The 18166-nt window shown below is 35.7% G+C and carries 9 protein-coding genes; 6 read left to right on the top strand and 3 right to left on the bottom strand.

Features of this window, described 5'->3' with window-relative positions; genetic code table 11:
* Positions 1–13 precede the first annotated feature (13 nt).
* The 6 genes from AAEO57_RS04975 (at position 14) to AAEO57_RS04950 (ending at position 11520) form a co-directional block, all read left to right on the top strand.
* A complete protein-coding gene (locus AAEO57_RS04975; RefSeq protein ID WP_341690118.1) occupies positions 14–3595 on the top strand; it encodes a SusC/RagA family TonB-linked outer membrane protein in 3582 nt (1193 codons plus the stop codon).
* A 17-nt stretch (positions 3596–3612) separates the two neighbouring features.
* Entirely contained in the window at positions 3613–5019 is a 1407-nt protein-coding gene (locus AAEO57_RS04970; protein WP_341690116.1) for a RagB/SusD family nutrient uptake outer membrane protein, read from the top strand.
* A gap of 77 nt (positions 5020–5096) precedes the next feature.
* Positions 5097–6296, top strand: a complete 1200-nt coding sequence (locus tag AAEO57_RS04965) for a redoxin domain-containing protein (protein ID WP_341690114.1) — start codon at positions 5097–5099, stop codon at positions 6294–6296.
* Between the two features lie 31 nt (positions 6297–6327).
* A complete protein-coding gene (locus AAEO57_RS04960; RefSeq protein ID WP_341690112.1) occupies positions 6328–7461 on the top strand; it encodes a redoxin domain-containing protein in 1134 nt (377 codons plus the stop codon).
* Between the two features lie 188 nt (positions 7462–7649).
* A complete protein-coding gene (locus tag AAEO57_RS04955) occupies positions 7650–10439 on the top strand; it encodes a M16 family metallopeptidase (protein ID WP_341690110.1) in 2790 nt (929 codons plus the stop codon).
* A 436-nt stretch (positions 10440–10875) separates the two neighbouring features.
* The gene (locus AAEO57_RS04950) at positions 10876–11520 is read left to right on the top strand and encodes an NrtR DNA-binding winged helix domain-containing protein (RefSeq protein ID WP_341690108.1); all 645 of its coding nucleotides are present in this window, start codon (positions 10876–10878) and stop codon (positions 11518–11520) included.
* A 201-nt stretch (positions 11521–11721) separates the two neighbouring features.
* Here AAEO57_RS04950 and AAEO57_RS04945 read toward each other — a convergent pair whose 3' ends face one another.
* The 3 genes from AAEO57_RS04945 to AAEO57_RS04935 are packed head-to-tail and all read right to left on the bottom strand — an operon-like array spanning position 11722 to position 18143.
* Positions 11722–13467, bottom strand: a complete 1746-nt coding sequence (locus AAEO57_RS04945) for a RagB/SusD family nutrient uptake outer membrane protein (RefSeq protein ID WP_341690106.1) — start codon at positions 13465–13467, stop codon at positions 11722–11724.
* Positions 13468–13496: 29 nt separating this feature from the next.
* Positions 13497–16685 carry a SusC/RagA family TonB-linked outer membrane protein gene (locus AAEO57_RS04940; RefSeq protein ID WP_341690104.1) on the bottom strand — a complete coding sequence of 1063 codons (3189 nt, stop codon included), beginning with the start codon at positions 16683–16685 and terminating at the stop codon, positions 13497–13499.
* Positions 16686–16703: 18 nt separating this feature from the next.
* Positions 16704–18143, bottom strand: a complete 1440-nt coding sequence (locus tag AAEO57_RS04935; RefSeq protein ID WP_341690102.1) for a fasciclin domain-containing protein — start codon at positions 18141–18143, stop codon at positions 16704–16706.
* Positions 18144–18166: the final 23 nt, after the last annotated feature.

Raw genomic sequence — 18166 nt, 5'->3', positions numbered from 1 at the left:
ACATTTTAAAAGTATGAAAAAAGTATTGAACAAAATCAGGTTCGACAAGCCTTTTTTGAAATTTGATTTGAAGATGAAATTGACTACACTATTATTATTAACCACTCTATCTGTTATGCAAGCGGGTGTGACCTATTCTCAAAAGGCCAGACTTTCTTTCAGCGCCAGCAATATGACTGTTGGAAAAGCGATTGAAAAGCTTGAATATACCAGTGATTACAGATTTGTATATAACGTAAGATCGGTTGATTTGGAGCGTAAAATAGATGTTAACCTAACCAATGCATCTATTGAAACGATCCTGAATACCATTTTTAAAGATTCAGGAACCGATTTTAAAGTGAGCGGTTCACATATTGTTTTGACACCAAAAAAAGCACCGGTTGAAAAACCAAAAGCCGAGGTACAGGATTTTATCGTAAAAGGAAGGGTAACCGATACAAAAGGAATGCCTTTGGTAGGAGCAGCAATTTCTGATAATGGATCAGGTCGTGGTGTGGAAACTGATTTTAACGGAGAATATCAGATTATTGCAGTAAGTAGCGAAACTACTTTAGCTTTTGCTTACTTAGGATACATCAGACAAGAAATTAAAGTAGAGGGAAGAAGTGTTATTAATGTCGTGTTAAAAGAAGATGTCCTGGAGCTGGAGGGAGTTGTGCTGACTACGGGATATCAAAATATTACTGCAGAAAAAGCAACAGGAGCTTATTCAAATTTAAAAGCAAAAGATTTTCAGGAACAGCGTTTAAGCAGTTTAAACTCCATTTTAGAAGGACGTATTGTAGGGTATCAGGATGGTAAAATTCGTGGAACGACTACTATGACCGGAACAACAACTCCGTTGTATGTTATTGACGGATTTCCTGTTGAGAACACAAAATTAACTCCATATTCTGCTCTTGATGAAAATGTGCCTAATCTGAATTTAGAAGATATTGAAACGATTACTGTTTTAAAAGATGCAGCAGCTTCTTCTATTTACGGAGCACGTGCGGCCAATGGAGTTGTGGTAATTACAACTAAAAAAGCAAAAGCAGGAAAAACAAATATTTCGTTTTCAAGTAACTTAACCGTTACACCTTACAGAAACTATACAGGAAACCTAACTGATTCTGCCGATATTATTGGTTTAGAAAGAGGCTGGGCAGCAGGAAACCCTAATTTGCAAGGAGCAAATGCAAGCACCTATGCCAAATCTTTATTAAATAATGCTGTATTTACAAGTTTAGGAATGCAGACTATTTTAAACGGTTATGCCGGAAATATTTCTCAGACAGAAGCAAATAATCGTTTAAACTCCTTAGCTGGTCAAGGTTATAAATATTTTGATGATATTGCAAGATATGCCAAACGCGATCAGTATTTTATGCAGCATAACCTTAGCTTAGGTAAGGCAACTGAAAACAATACTTTTAATGCTTCTTTGACATATAAAAACAATCAGCTTGAAGATATTTATTCTGAAAATGAGTCAGTTGGTATTAATTTAAAAAATACAACTCAGATTAACAACTGGTTGTCTTTGGATTTAGGGACTTATATAAATTATGGTAAAGGAGATACGCAGAGTTATTTTGCTTCGCAGCCTAATTTTACTTCAGGACCTGGTTTCAAATATCAACCATACAATCAGTTGGTTAATAACGACGGAACTAATTTTGTTTCTACTGCAGCATCCCGTTATAATGCTTTTACGCTTCAGTCTTTACAAAATTATGGCCTTTACAACATGGACATTACTCCAATGGACGAGTTTGGAAGAAACCTGATTGAAAGCAAAAATTTCTTAAACAGAACGTTTGCTAAATTTAATGCTAAGATCAGTCATGCATTCAATTACAACGTAATGTTCCAGTACGAATATGGTGCAGATCGTACAAGTCAGTTATTTGAAAAAGAATCATACTATGTTAGAAGCAAAGTGAATGGTATGGTGACTGTTGTAAATAACAAACCAGTTTATAATCTGCCTTACGGAGACATTATAAAAGAAGCAAATCAATACAATAATGCTTATAATTTCCGTCAACAGCTAAATTTCAATCAGACTTTCAATGAAAAGCATGATGTGTCCGCTATTGCAGGTATGGAAATTCGTCATACAAAACTAGAGTATACAGATAATACACGTTATGGTTATGATGATCAGACTTTAGGTTTTGCCCCAATAAACCAGGCTGATTTACTAAAAGTATTTGGAAGTGTTTTTGGCGGATATATGACACAAAACGAATTTTCGTTAGAAAGAGAATTAATAAACCGTTATGTTTCGGTATATGGAACGGGAGGTTATACTTATGATGGAAAGTATTCTGCAACAGGAAGTGTACGCTGGGATCGTTCGAACCTTTGGGGAACCGACAGTAAATATCAGAATAAACCAACCTGGTCGGCAGGTGTTGCATGGAATATTGATAAAGAATCCTTTTTTAAAGTTTCATGGGTAGATGCGCTTAAAGTTCGTGCTTCTTATGGTATTGGAGGAAATATAGCAAAAGACTCTGCACCGTATTTGACGGCGTATTATAATTCTAATTCTAATGTTGGAGGAAATCAGGGAACTGTAAACAACAGACCAAATCCTGAATTATCCTGGGAAAAAACCGCGACAACCAATATCGGTTTAGATTTTGCATTATTCAAAAACAGATTAAGCGGAACTTTAGATTTATACAACAAAAAAGGAGAGGATTTATTGGCAAGCAGCCAGGGAATTCCAACAGAAGGATGGGGGTATTCTACTTATAAAACCAATAATGGAGAAATGACCAACAAAGGTATTGAGGTTAGTTTAAGAGGTGCTATGATAAAAACACCATCCTTCTCATGGGATGCAACAGTTTTATATGCGTATAACAAAAACAATGTAGATTACGTAGATGTAGAAGCTCCTGTTTATTACTTACAATTGGATCAGGCTCAGGCTTTTCCAAGAGTAGGTACGAGTTATAATTCCATTTATGGTTACAAATGGGCTGGTTTAAGCAACACAGGAGTGCCTCAGGTTTATGATGCTTCAGGAACTGCAGTAAAATATAATCCGGCTCAAATTGATGCTATTAAGGATTTTGGTTCAACAGTTCCTACACACAGCGGATCTTTCCATACATCTGCTAGTTATAAAAACTTCTCACTTTCTGCACTTTTCATTTACGAGTTAGGTCATAAAGTAAGAAATACATTCCTGCCAATGTTAAGCAATAGCTATAATGGTGCTGCGGGTGGATATGTAACCGATATTACAGTGGTCAATAATAATATTGCAAACCGTTGGATGCAGCCGGGTGACGAAGCATTTACAGATGTGCCAAGAGCCGTGTACGAGTACGAAGCAGATTTTAATTCAGACTCCCGTACGATTTATTCGTATGCAGATATCAACATTTTGGATGCTTCAAATGTAAGATTAAGCAACATTTCATTGAGTTATCAATTGCCAAAAGATCTTATTCAGAGAGTAAAATTACAAAATGTGCGTTTCAACCTGAATGCAGAAAATGTTTACACATGGGCAAAAAGCAGAGATGCTAAATACATGTTAGGAGGTTTCCAGTCTCCAAGTTTTGTTATGGGTGTAAATGTTAATTTCTAATTTTTAAAGACTAAATGATGAAAAATATATATAAAAATGTAGTATGCTTCTTAGCTTTAGGATTGGCTTTTGCGTCTTGCGAAAATTATCTGGATGACGCTCCAAAAGGATCTAAAGTGCCAACAACATTAGCGGATTATGAGGCTTTTCTTCGTGACGAATATACCAATCACAGAGTAAATATAACAGGAGCTTCACAATTAATGAATGACCAATATGCAACGCTTGCTACTTTATCAAGTGACAGATTAATCAATGCCAATTATATGTGGGATCAAAATGCCGACCGAATTGCATTGAAAGTATCAGATGAAACTACTTATTATGCGAGTTATCAGGGAATTTCGACTTTCAATTTAATTATTGAAAATGCACTAACAACAACTAATGCAACTGAACAGGAAAAAAGAGTAGTCTGGGCTGAAGCAAAAGTACTTCGCGCGATGAACTACTTTAATCTGGTTAATTTTTATGCAGATACTTATGTAGCTTCAACAGCTTCAACAAAATTATCTGTTCCTTTAATTACAAGTGCCAATATTAATGCACCAAGTAAACAGGTAACGATTCAGGAGTTGTATGATTTTATTCTGAATGATGTTAAAGAAGCTTTGCCTTATCTGCCAAAAGTTTCTCAGACGGTTTTACATCCAAATCTTGGGACAGGATATGCTTTTTATGCAAGGGTATATCTTCAGATGAACAATTATACAGAAGCTTTGAAATATGCAGATCTGGCATTGGCAGAAAACAATAAACTGTATGACTGGATTGCATTTTACAATGCTAATAAAACATTAATAGAAACTCCTGCTAATTATACCACATTTGTCTCTCCAATGGGCTATAATTATGTAGAAAATTACAACTATCGTCATGGCTCTTTCAATAGTTTAACGACAGAAAATAGTATTCCTGTTGAACGAGCGCAGCGTTTTGAAGCCGGAGATGCGCGTTTCTTGTCACGTTGGAAAACCTACACTGTTGGTGCTGAAACCTATTTTAGAAGAACCTTATCCGGTGCTTTTAATTTTGGCGGAATGACAACTGTAGAGATCTATTTGATTAAAGCAGAATGTTTGGCACGTGCCAACCAAATCAGTGATGCATTGGCTGTTTTGAATACTGTTCGTAAAACACGTATTCTTCCTGCTTCTTATCAGGATATTTCGACTACAGACAAAACAACTGCTTTAAAGGCTATTTACAGAACAAAAAATAATGAACTTACCAACACGTTGATTCCTTTTGCAGATGCACGTCGTTTAAATGCAGAGGGTGTTTATCCGGTAAGTTTCTCAAAAGTAGCTGGTGGAACAACGTATACGTTATCAGCAACTTCTCACATGTGGACAATGCCTTTCCCACAAGGAGCAGTAAAAAATCCGGGTAATGGAACTATAACACAAAATGTAGCCAAATAAAAATCCCAAAGCTTCCTGAGTAGGATTTACGAAAGGGGAGCTTTTTACTAAAAATAGCAACAAAATATCAATCAAAAATGAACACAATTAAATTTAAAATTTTAGGATTTTGCATCTGCCTTCTGATGTTTTCAAATAACAGTCAGGCACAGAAGAAATCAGTAGCTTCTAGTTCTTCTTATAGTTTTGAAGCGACTATTAAAGGTATTGAAGAGGGAATGACCGTAAAGTTAATTCCAGGCGCTACGCATTCATCAGATCCGGCTGTGGCAGAAACCACTGTTAAAAACGGGAAATTTTCATTTGCAGGAAATGTAACAGAACCTCGTTTGTTCTATTTAGTTTTTGGAAAAAATCAAGGTTTTATTTCCGTAATGTTCGAAAATTCAAAAATGAACCTTACTTCAAATGCTGAGTTGGGAACGGATGAAAATAAAAGAATTGCATTCAAAAATACAGTATTTACAGGTTCTAAATCTGATGCATATTTCAAAAAAGAAACCGCATATCGAGATGATTTGGATAAAGCGTATGCGGCATACCATACAAAAGAATCTGATGAGGTAAGCAAATTAATTGGTCAAGCCAGAAAAGATAAAGAAACTAAAAAATTGGATTCATTGCAAAATCTTCCGGTTTGGAAAAAGTTTGAAGCCGACGAAAAAGCCTTTTTTACAAATGTTGAAAAAAGTATGACCGACTTAATTATACGTCATAAAGATTCCTGGTGGGGCGCTTTTTTCATGATGTCTCAATTTTCGTATTTAACTCCAGAGCAAAAACCTCTTTTTGACCAATTGTCTGAAACAGCAAAAAACAGTTACTACGGAAAATTGGCAGATGCTGAAGTCAATCCAAAATCATTAGTCGGGACTAATGTAGCGGCATTTAATTTAAAAGATAAAGACGGAAAATCGGTTTCAATTAAAGATATTGCTAAAGGAAAAGAATACATTTTAATCGATTTTTGGGCTTCCTGGTGTGCGCCTTGCCGCAAAGAAATTCCCAATTTGAAAAAAGCCTATGAAGAATTTGCGACTAAAGGTTTTGAAATCGTGAGTATTTCTACCGATGACAATCAAAAAGCCTGGAATACTGCTATGACTAAAGAAAATATGCTTTGGCCAAATTTGTTGGACAACGATGTTGTTAGTAAATCGTTTAACGTAAAAACCATTCCGGCTACTTTTTTAATGGATAAAAACGGAACAATCATCGCTACCGATTTGAGAGGAGAAGCTTTGGATGCGAAATTAAAAGAATTACTAAAATCATAATACGGTTTTAACAAATAAAAAAGATCAAATAATGAAAAACACAATCTTAAAATCAGGTATATTAGCATTGGCGCTGGTAACGGTAATCATTTCCTGCTCTAAAAAAGAGGAAGGGTTTACTATCAACGGAAATATTCCGGGACAAAAAGACGGAATCGTTTATTTAGAGTTTCAGGATGGTGATCAAACTGTAGTTAAGGATTCAGCCAAAATTGTGGATGGTAAATTTAGTTTTGCAGGAAAAGTAGAAGAGCCTTTGCGATACAGTATCAAACTAAAAGGTCAGGAATACGGAAAAGCCTTTATTTTATCTAACGAAACTATTGGATTTACAGCACATAAGGATTCAGTTTACATGGCGAAATTGTCCGGAGCAACTCAGGATTCAATTTATGCTTCGTATTACAAAAATGAATTTAAACAGATTCAGAATGTGGCAGGACCAATTTATAAATTATCAGATTCTCTAAGTCAAAACGGAAAAGTAAAACTTACCGCAGAGCAGCAGGCTATGATGGATAAAAAATGGAAAGATTTGCAGACTCAGGCAGATGACCTGACTTTCAAATTTATCAAATCACATAAAGATCAGGTTGCAGGAGCATTAGTTTTAGATGACCGTTTGGTAACTTACGGAACACCGGAGCAGGTAAATGAATATTTTGCTGTTTTAACTCCGGAAATACAAAAATCGTATTTTGGTAAAAAAATAAAAGAAGGAATTGAATTGAATAATAAAACGGCGGTTGGCGTTGTGGCTCCACAATTTTCTCAAACCGACGTGAACGGAAAAGTGGTAAAATTATCTGATTATAAAGGGAAATATGTATTGGTGGATTTTTGGGCAAGCTGGTGTGGACCATGCCGAAAAGAAAATCCAAATGTGGTTTTGGCTTATAAAACATACCATGATAAAGGATTTGATGTATTAGGAGTTTCATTAGATGATAAAAAGAAACTTTGGGAAAAAGCAATTGAAAAAGACGGTTTAACCTGGACACATGTTTCAGATCTTAAAGGCTGGAAAAATGAAGCGGCTGTTTTGTACGGTGTAAAATTAGTCCCAACAAACTATCTGATTGGTCCTGACGGAAAAATTGTAGCTAAAAACCTTAGAGAAGCTGAACTTCAGTCAAAACTGAAAGAAATTTTCAGTAAATCATAAATTGCCTTATAATTCAGAAAAAAATTAAACACATAGGAACATAAAAAGGATACAAAAGAGAAACATATTTCAACACATGGATATTTTTTTGAATAAGTGAAACGTCTTTTCACGGTTACAAAACTATGATTCTATGTGTTTAATCTAAATAACGAATTATAAATTTCTTCATAAAAATATCAAACACAATGAAAAAACACATCTTTCTGGGTTATTGCTCACTTGCTTTTTGTACGCTGGTTTCAGCACAGGGCAAATCGGATAATTTTAAGAAAATAAAAGAACTGGGCGGAATTGAAGAATATTTGTACCAGCCGAACGGAATGAATGTTTTGCTTTTGCAGGACAATGCCTCACCTGTTGCAACCGTACAAATTGTGTATCGTGTAGGTTCTAAACATGAAGTTTTAGGAAATACAGGATCGACGCATCTTTTAGAGCATTTAATGTTTAAAGGAACGCCAACTTTCAACAAAAAAAGCGGTACGACAATTACAGATGTGCTTCAAAATACCGGAGCACAATTAAATGCGACAACCTGGTACGACCGAACCAATTATTTCGAAACACTGCCAAGTGATAAAATTGGACTGGCTTTGCAGATTGAAGCCGACAGAATGCGAAATTCTTTGTTAACCAAAGAAGACAAAGATGCTGAAATGACGGTTGTCCGCAATGAATTTGAACGTGGCGAAAACGACCCGAACAGTTTACTGGATAAAGAAATATGGGCTTCGGCTTATATTGCGCATCCGTATCATCATTCGACAATCGGATGGAAATCGGATATTGAAAAAGCACCAATAGAGGTTTTGCGTAATTTCTACAATACCTATTATTGGCCTGATAATGCTACTTTAACCATTATTGGCGATTTTAAAAAAGAGAATGTTTTTGAATTGATCGAAAAATATTTTGGAGGAATTACCAAAGCACCTCACGTATTGCCTCAGCCTTATACCGAGGAACCTGAGCAGTATGGTGCCCGTAAAATTGTGGTTAGAAAACCGGGTGAATTAGGTGTTGTAAATAAAGCGTATAAAATTCCGGGTGCTCTGCATGAAGATTTGCCTGCTTTGAATATTTTAGGTGAAATTATCGGGTCAGGGCCTTCAGCAATTTTAAATAAAACTTTTGTAGATACACGTATGGGAATTTACGCTTATGCCAGTGCTACAAATTTTAAAGAAGTAGGTCTTTTTACGATCGGAGTTGGTTTTCCAACCACATCAAAACACGAAGATATCGACGCTAAAATAAGTGAAGTAATAGCCAAAATTCAGAAAGATGGTGTAACGCAGGAGGAGGTAAACCGTGTGGTTGCCAAAATTAGTGCACAGACTATTTTAGCCCGTGACGGATCGGGTGTTATCGCATCAGAATTAAACGAAGCTATTGCGTCCGGCGACTGGACAGACTTTGTAACTGGAGTTGACCGATTGAAAAAAGTAACCCCTGCAGATGTTTTACGTGTAGCTCAGAAATATTTGGTTGAAGATCAAAGTACAACAGGCTATTTTATTCCGAAACAATCCGGTACTCAAAATCAGGATGCGGCTCAGGCTAATAATTTTATGCCTGAAAATGGTCCTTTTTACTACAGACATCCGGAAGACGGACATTCACACGAAGAAACTTCTTCTGAAATTTCAGTACAAAATAATACTACTGCAGAAATTGTTTTAGACAAAAGTATAATCGAAAAAACAGCATCGGCTTTCAAAAGAGAAAAAGTAGCCGGAATTGATGTGGTTTCGGTAAAAACATCTGCTAAAGATTTCGTAACCGTTGCAGCGAGTATTTCGTTAGGGAATTTTGTTAATGAGACTAAAAATCCGATGATTTCTTCTCTAACAGCTTCGATGCTTTCAAAAGGAACTACGCTGAATGATAAATTTAAATTCTCAGAAAAACTTCAAAAGTTAGGTGTTAATTTAAATGTAAGTGCTTCAACAACCAAAATAAATATTGGATTTAAATGTCTTAAAAAAGATTTAGATCAGGTTGTTGCTTTATTGGCAGAAGAAATTCGTACTCCTTTATTTGACCAGAAAGAATTCGAAAAATTGCAACAGCAGTTTACAGGAAACGTTCAGCAAAATCTGAATGACCCGGGTGAAAGAGGAGATATCGCTTTGTCTCAGGCAATTTATCCAAAAGGAAACCCGAATTACAGTCTAAGTGTCGAAGAAGATTTAGCCAACATCAAAAATGCAACCCTTGATGAGGTAAAAGCATTTCATAAAAAATATTTCGGTCCTGCCTCGATGCATTTGGTCATTGTGGGAGATACCGATGGAGCTAATTTGAATGCTTCTTTGAAAAAATCATTCAAAAACTGGAATGGAGGTATTTCAGAAACTTTAAAATTTGAAGAAGCCCAAAAAGCATCCCCAAAAACAGAAGTCGTTACAATTCCTGAAAAACCAAGTGCCGAATTGTACATCGGGCAATACACAGGTCTCAAAAGAGCGGATGCTGATTATATTCCGTTTTATATTGCCAATTATACTTTAGGAGCAGGTTTCGCAGGACGTTTGATGCAGACCGTTCGTGATAATGATGGACTAACATACAGTATTTCATCTGGTTTAGGAGGAAATATCCAAACTGGCGGTTACTGGATGGTGAATGCTTCTTTCAATCCGTCATTATTTCAAAAAGGACTGGATGCGACAATGGTTCAGGTAAATAAATGGGTAAAGGATGGCATTACTGCAACAGAATTAGAAAATAAAAAGACAAATTTAATAGGAAGTTTTAAAGTTGGAATGTCTACCACAAGCGGAATGGCAAGAACGATTTTGAGTTTTATCGAAAGAGGTTTGGAGCCAAATTACATCGACCAATATCCAAAAGATATTGAAAAAGTTACTTTGCAACAGGTGAATGATGCTATTAAAAAGTACATTCAGTTAGACAAAATGATCATCATCAAATCTGGTTCGCTTGATAAGGACGGTAATCCTTTAAAATAATGTATACTTAGTGTTTCATTTTTACAAAATCAGGGTTAGTTAATTATTTTGTTGAAAGGCATAAAAGAGCTGTTTCCTGACAGCTCTTTTTTTTAAAAGCACTAGAAAAAGGTTAGTGAAAATCTGCTATATCTGCCAATCTGTGTAAAAAAATCAGTAATTTAAGAAATTGATGTTCCTTCTGAGTTCATTCGGTTTCGCTCAGGATAAACTTAGTAGAACGCTTTAAAGTTCTAAAAAGGTTTCGACTCCCTCAGCATAACAGTTATATAGTTAAGGCATTCTTTTTTAGGAGTGTTTTTTTGTTTTTTAGTAAAATGTTTCAGGAGCAGTACGGTTCAGGACAGTTTTGTTGGTGTAATGGGATAAGTTTGTGAATGATAATTATTTACAGCTCAAATATTGTCAGAATTTATTACTAAAAAAACGATTGATTATGAATGAGGTCACAATTGATTGTGTTGTTTTCGGCTACGAAAACGGAAGCTTAAAAGTGCTTTTGTCCAAAGAGAATAAAGGAGTAGGCACAAAATGGGGACTTATATCAGGAATTGCAAAAGATGAAAAAAATACAGATGAGGCTGCCTTAGAATTACTGAATGAATTTGGCAGTTTTAAAAATGTGTCATTAAAACAGCTAAGAGAAGGAGTAGAAGTTAACTCTCAGGCATTACGCTATTATACCGTTATAAACATAGAAGATTACAGGGTGAAATTTGGTGTAGTAGATTTGTATCAAAGATGGTTCCTGACTACAGACATACCGGATTTAATTCACGATCATAATTTAATTTTAGATTATAGTTTGTATCAGTTAGAGGTTTGTATGCGCCAGTCACCGGTTGGTTTTAATCTTTTGCCGGAGAAATTTACCATATCAGAACTGATGAATCTTTATAAAGGGGTTCTGGGTATAGAAACGGACAAAGAGAGTTTTAGCAGAAAATTTTTAAAAGAAAAAGTCTTAGTTCCTTTGAAAGGAAAAAAAGAAAATGTTTCTGATAAAGCCGATAAACTTTATAAATTTAATACAGCATTTATTGGAAAAAGTGCCTTCAGTGATTTAGTTTGGGAATTTTAAATAACCCAAAAAATTTAAATAACCTTTTTAATGCTTCGCCATCCCTGATAGAAAAAGTATTCTTTTGGTTACTTTCTTTAAGCTCATGAAGATATAGAGGAGACTGCAAGAGCTCATGAAAAACAAAAACCTTAGCAGTAATTAGTTTTAGTACTAAGGTTTTTTATTTTTTTAAAAGCTATTCTCTTTTAAAATAAAGGTTTACCAGTTAAACGGTAAGTACCAATTGTTAACATTCATTAATTTAGAGCGTACTTCGTCTGCTTTGCCATTTCCTTCACTAAGTAATTTTTGATAAACCTTGTCAGCTAAAAAGGCAGGGTCATTTCGGCGTAAAGCTACACGAACTAAATCTTCCCAGCGGTTTCCTTCGTATGCCAATTCTAAAGCATCTTCCTGAATAATGTTATTTTCGGTGGTAATTACATCGTCCCCGACAGCTCCAGCAGATTTTAGGTAAGCACGACCACGAATCCCGGTATTACGATGCCAGTTGTCTCTATAAAACGGAAAATCTCCCATACGGGCATTAAAATCATAAGGAAATGGTAAAAAGGTTTGTTGAACATTTGTTAAGTCAGTAGGTGCAGGATTTGGAGTATATGTTGTTCTTATACCGTTATTCAAAATTGCAAAAGCTACTTTTTGCTGGTTGTCTCTGTTGGCTGCTTCTGCATAGCGAAGGTGTAATTTTGCAGCACGGTATAAAAACCATTGTCCTTTTGTATTGGCAATTCCGGTTGAAGCTACTGCTTCGCTGCTATACAAATATTTCATAATAACGGGATCGCCATTTACGATGTTGTAAGTAAATTTTTCTCCACGGGCATCATAAGGGAAATTGTTAGCTTGTGTTTGGTTTTTCCACAATTGAATAGCGCTTTGTGAAGGTTTCACCAAATAATCGCCATTTTTATTAGAAAACAAAGCAATAAAAGGATTTTTTGGTGCAAAATTGTTTTCAAAAGGTAGAGACCAAATCCATTCGGTGTTCCATAGTACATCTCTGTCTCTGGCAAAAATAGATCTCCAGCCCTGCGTATTATTATTGACTAAGGATGTGGCATCAGCTTCAAAGTTTCTTCTATAGCCAACTGCTAAATCGTCGTGACTCTCAACTTCTGAAAACTTTATACGATATATATTAAAACGTTCGGTATCACTGGCACTATTAGAGGATGTTTCCATCACATTTTTGTAATAAATGGCAGCTTTGTTATAGTTTCCTTTCCAAAGATATAAATCACCCAGAAGACATTCTTTGTTGATAAAGAATTTTTGGGTGTAGTAACCGTCAATGTTAATCATTAATGAACTGGTTGTTTCGTACACTTTCTTGTAAGGCAGGTTTTCTGTAAATGTAATAAGTTCATCCAATAATTGATTGAAAGGTATTTTTGGATATTTGCCAATATTTTTTACATCATCTATAGTTTCTATAGGATCAGTAATGTAAGGTACGCTTCCGTAGTGAATTCCTAATTGTAGGTACACCCAACTGCGAATCGCTCCAATATCAGAGTAGCGTTGTGCGTACTGTTCTTGTGTAAAGCGCTTTTTTTCGAGCATCATGTCGAAATTTTTAAGCACATTATTACAGTTTTGAATCACTACATAAAAATCTTTAGGATTTGCATAAGGGTTATTTGCTGAAACATTGTGTTCTGAAATTTCTTTCAGGTAAGGACTTGAATTTCGGGTTGTCGCCATCAAGTCTGCACGCATTTCATTTAGAATAACGTTTTTTTCTGCAAGTGCCATAAATTTTCCATATACGCCTATTACAGCAGCATCGGCATCATATATATTACGGTACATTTGCTCTTCAACAAGTTTGTCTTCAGGCTGTACATCTAAATAGTCTGAACAGGAGCTCAGGCCAAATACGAGAGCCATCACCCATAATACGGTGCTTTTTTTTGTTTTTGTACTAATTGTTGTTGTCATCTGTATGTTCTTTCTATAAGTGTAAATAATTAAAGGCCTAAACGCAATCCTAACTGGAAGCTTTTAAACTGAGGTGCTAATCCTGTATCTGCTCCCTGTCCAAATATAGAGGAGGTAGGGCTAAATTCAGGGTCATATCCAAGATAATCTGTAAGGGTAAACAAGTTATTGGCTGTAGCATAAATTTTTATCGCCTTGATATAGTTCATTTTTTCTACATTAAAATCATATCCTAATACCAAAGTTTTCAGTCTTAGATAAGATCCATCTTCAATCCATCTATCAGAAAAATCAGCATTACCCATTGGGTCTCCCCATGTTGCTTTTGGCATATCTGTTTGTTGTCCTTCGGCTCTCCAGCGGTTAGCTACAGCAACGCTTTGATTTTCGTAGCCGCTCATTTTTTCCAGATTGTAACGTACGCCATTGTAAAGGTCGTTTCCTACTGAGAAAGTAAACAATCCCTGAAGACTGAAGCGTTTGTAGGTAAAATTAGTCGTAAAGCTCCCTGTTAAATCCGGGTTTGGATTACCAATTACCATACGGTCTTTATCATCAATAACCTTATCTCCATTAGTATCTGTAAATCTCATATCACCACCTGAAAAAGAAACAAGCTCACCATTTGTCAAACGTCTGGATAATCCATCAGCCTGAGCTTCGCCAGTAGTGGAGTAAACTCCATTTGTTTTTAAACCATAAAATAAGTTGGCATCATGTCCTACAGATGTAATGTAGGTAGCTCCGCCAAATTGCGTAAGGATATCTCCGTTTGGAAGACTTAGTACTTTATTTTTATAAGTAGCTAAATTTACACCAAAATCAAAAGTGAAATCAGGAGAACTAACAACACGGGCATTCAAAGACATCTCAGTACCCAAAGTTTTCATTTGACCACTATTAGATACCACGTAATCAAAACCGCTCAATCCGCTAACAGATTCGTAAACAATCATATTGTCGGTTTTCTTTCCGTAAAAATCCATAGAAAGATTGATACGTTCGTTGAATAAACCAAAGTCAGCACCAAAATTGATTTTTTTAACAGTTTCCCATTGCAGGTTTGGGTTTCCAATGTTGCCGCTTACTAAACCTTGTACGCCTAATAAATTTTGAGAAACATAATATTTTTGAGCTGTAAAGTTTCCGATGTCATCATTTCCGCTTTCGCTAATGGTTCCTCTTAATTTAAAATAATTAATAGTTTTTGAATTTTTCATGAAATTTTCAGCAGAAACCATCCATGCTCCTGTTATGGCGGTCATAAGAGATAACTTGTTATTTCCGTTCTCTTTGTCTCCAAAACGGCTTGAACCATCAACAGCATAACTTGTAGTCAGGAAATATTTATCAAGATAATTGTAATTGGCACTAGCATACATGTTTAGCCAGTTCCACTCTCCCAAGGCTCCGCCTACCTGACGCAGTAAGTTAGATCCTGCACCTACACTGGTAAAGTCATCTGTTGCAGAGTTGTATCCTAAACCTAAGTCACTTTCAGAATCATTACTTTGAGTCCTAAAACCAAAACGAACATCTACTTTATGGTTTTCTTTAAATCTCTTAAGGTAATTAGCATAAATGTCGGTATAAATGCTATTGTAAATTTGCACTTCGCTACCTGAACGGTTTTTGGCTATTGCAGTCGGAAGGATAACATCGGCTACTCCTTTATCCGGAATAAAGAAAGATTCACGCTCTTTGTTATACGTAAGTCCAAAAAGAGCATTTACATTCCATGCATTATTGATGTTATATTTAAAGTTCAGGTTACCAAAGAAGCGGTAATTTTTGTTGATTCCAATTCCGTCATTAATGATGGCTCTTGGGTTACTTACATTAAAGTCGTCGGTATCAGCAAGGTTAGGAGAAAAATTTCCATTATCATCTACAGCATTTGGAGATAAGAATGGTGATTTTGTCAATGCCAGATAAATCGGGCTTGTTTTATAAGCAAATCCCTGATCTCTCTGATCCTGAAGGTTGTTGATGAAAGACATGTTTGCATCTACATATAGTTTTTCGGTTAGACGCAATGAAGCATTTAAACGGGTACTATAACGTTTTGATTCTGTATTTTCTACAATACCCTGATTGTTAAGGTATCCTACAGACAAGCCATATTTTGCAATATCATCACCACCGCGAACTTTAAGGAAATAGTTCTGGCTTACACTTGATTTGAAAACTCTATCCTGCCAGTTAGTCTGGTTATGGTATCTGTAATATCCCGGAATCGCAGGATTGTCGTTCAGATATGGAAGAGCAGAAATCTGATCTTGTGAAAGCCCGCGTGTAGCTTCTAATTGTGAAATATGTGTACGGTAAGCATCTGAACCCATAACCGGTAATTGGTCAGGAGTCTGGTTGGCGCTTCCGTACATGGTAAAGTCAATTTTTGTAGTCAATTCGGTTGGGCGTGTGGTGTTGATAATCAAAACACCATTGGCGCCTTTAGTTCCGTACAGGGCACTATCGTCTTTAAGGACAGTGATGTTTTCGATATCCTTAACATCTATATTGTCTAGTGGAGAAGAATTGTTGTTTTGAATAATTCCGGAGCCATAATCTTCATCATCATAAATCATTCCGTCAACGATAATCAAAGGTTTGTTTGATCCATATAAAGAAGTAAAACCACGCAAGGTAAGATAAGCACCTGATCCAGGAACTCCAGATCTTCTGATACTGTTTAATCCTGCCGTTCTCCCCTGAAGAAAGTCTCCAACAGATTCTTTAATAGGGCTTGACCATTGATTGGTCTTGAAATTTACTACCTCTACAGCCTTAGTACTTCCGTATTGAAGTTCTTCTCCCGTAGGCATATTGGCTACCTGATAAGTAGGGGAGTAATAGGCTTCATACAAGAAGATTTCTAAATCTCTATTTCTGTTTTTAATTGGAAAAACTTTGCTTTGAAATTCCTGTCCGCTTATAGTAAGTAGCGCTTCTAAATGAGGCACGTTTATTTCAAAACTACCATCATCATTGGTAATTGCTGCCGAGAAGTCTTTCACTACTACATTTATTCCTGATAGACCTCCTTTGGTTTTAGCATCTTTGACAATACCTTTGACCATAATTCCATTTTTTATTTTTGGAGCTGTGGTTACCTTTGTAGCTGTTGAATCCTGATCGGTTTGAGCGTATAAGGATACACTAAGGCTTCCGGCAAAGAAGATGGTTATCGCACAGGTCAGTTGTAAATTTTTTAACATATCTATTTTTATAAAATATTATTTAACGTCAGGAACAAATTTTAAATAATCAAGCGTGAGTGAATTGGTACCATCTGCAGTTGTAGGATTGGCTAACAGGTAAGTAGTTAAATCACCGGATTGTGTTATCTCAACTTCTCCGATAGGTACTTCTTCATAAAAATTTACGGCTACAGGGATGTATGGGAGATATTGTACTATTTTGTTATTAACTATAGCCACACGTTGTTGAAAAACAGTTGACTGAGTGTTTATTGCCATCCAGGATACCTTGTATTTAATGCTGTACATATCAGTAGCTACATAACGAATCTGAGCATTTGAAACTTTGGTGTTTATTACGAAGAGATCATTAAATGCAACACCAAGCGGATTTTTAAGATCGCGATACATCATCTTGCTTCGTAAATCAGAAGGGAAGTAGCCTGCATTTTTTTCTCCCTGAATTATAGTTGGAACCAAACGATCTTTTAAAGGAACCTCCATTTTTTTCATACGGTATACAATTCCATTACTCAAAACAATAGGTTCTCCTACAATTTGAGATTTGTTTATTGGAACCTTAACGCCAAAACGGGTAGTTAACTCGCCTGGTAATTCATTTAGCTTATACGCTTTTGGGAAAACCATATCCCTAACCGTAAAATATCTTGAATAAATAGTAGTGGAATCAATAGTAGGTTTGTTTGTTGTTTTGTTTAAATAGGGTTTAAGGTTATTAACTTCAGAATTAAATCCTTCATCTTCAATTAAAAACATTGTATAAGAATTCTTTTCGTTCTTTACATTGTATACATTCTTTAAAAAAGAGTTGCTTAGAGAATCTGCAATCACTCCCGGGGTTGTGTTATTTCTTTTTGCAATACTGTCTGAAGTATAGATGTAAAAATCATCAAGACTTACTAGATAATTACTCATCGAAGAAGAACCTGTCTGTGACTTGATATATTCCCAAATATTCTTTTGTGGTGTAAGAATGTGATTGATAACGTGAAAAACACCGTTTTTTGCATAATGATCTGCAGAAACTATAGTAGCGTCAGAGATTAGATTATTTCCTTTAAAAGTTAAATACTTTTCACTCAGCATTTTTATTTGTACAGTTTCTTCACTTCTTGCAGAAGAATAAGCAGTCAATGTAATGTGGTTGGCTACAAAAGCAGACAAGGCTTCGGGATTATTAAGAATCGCAGCGTCAAGTTGGGCAATAGCTTCATTAGAAGGGGCAAAAACCGTATACGTTTTAGAGGCAGACAAAATTTTGTCATATCCTGTTTTAGTTAATAGCTCTGCAAATTTTGAGGTTTGTGAAGTATTTGTAATAGCTTCAGTAAGGGTTGAATTGAGGTTTTCGTCTCCATTACTTTCGCGATCTGACCAAGGGTCAGAGCACGAAAATAAAGTGACTGTCAGCATGCTAACAAGGAATGTTTTATAATTTATTTTGAATGTGATCATTTTTAGTGATTAAGTTTTTGATT

The sequence above is a fragment of the Flavobacterium calami genome, from assembly GCF_038290035.1.
Classification (GTDB): domain Bacteria; phylum Bacteroidota; class Bacteroidia; order Flavobacteriales; family Flavobacteriaceae; genus Flavobacterium; species Flavobacterium calami.
The sequence above is the reverse complement of the archived record's forward strand: the minus strand, read 5'-3'. Positions and strand labels throughout refer to the sequence as shown.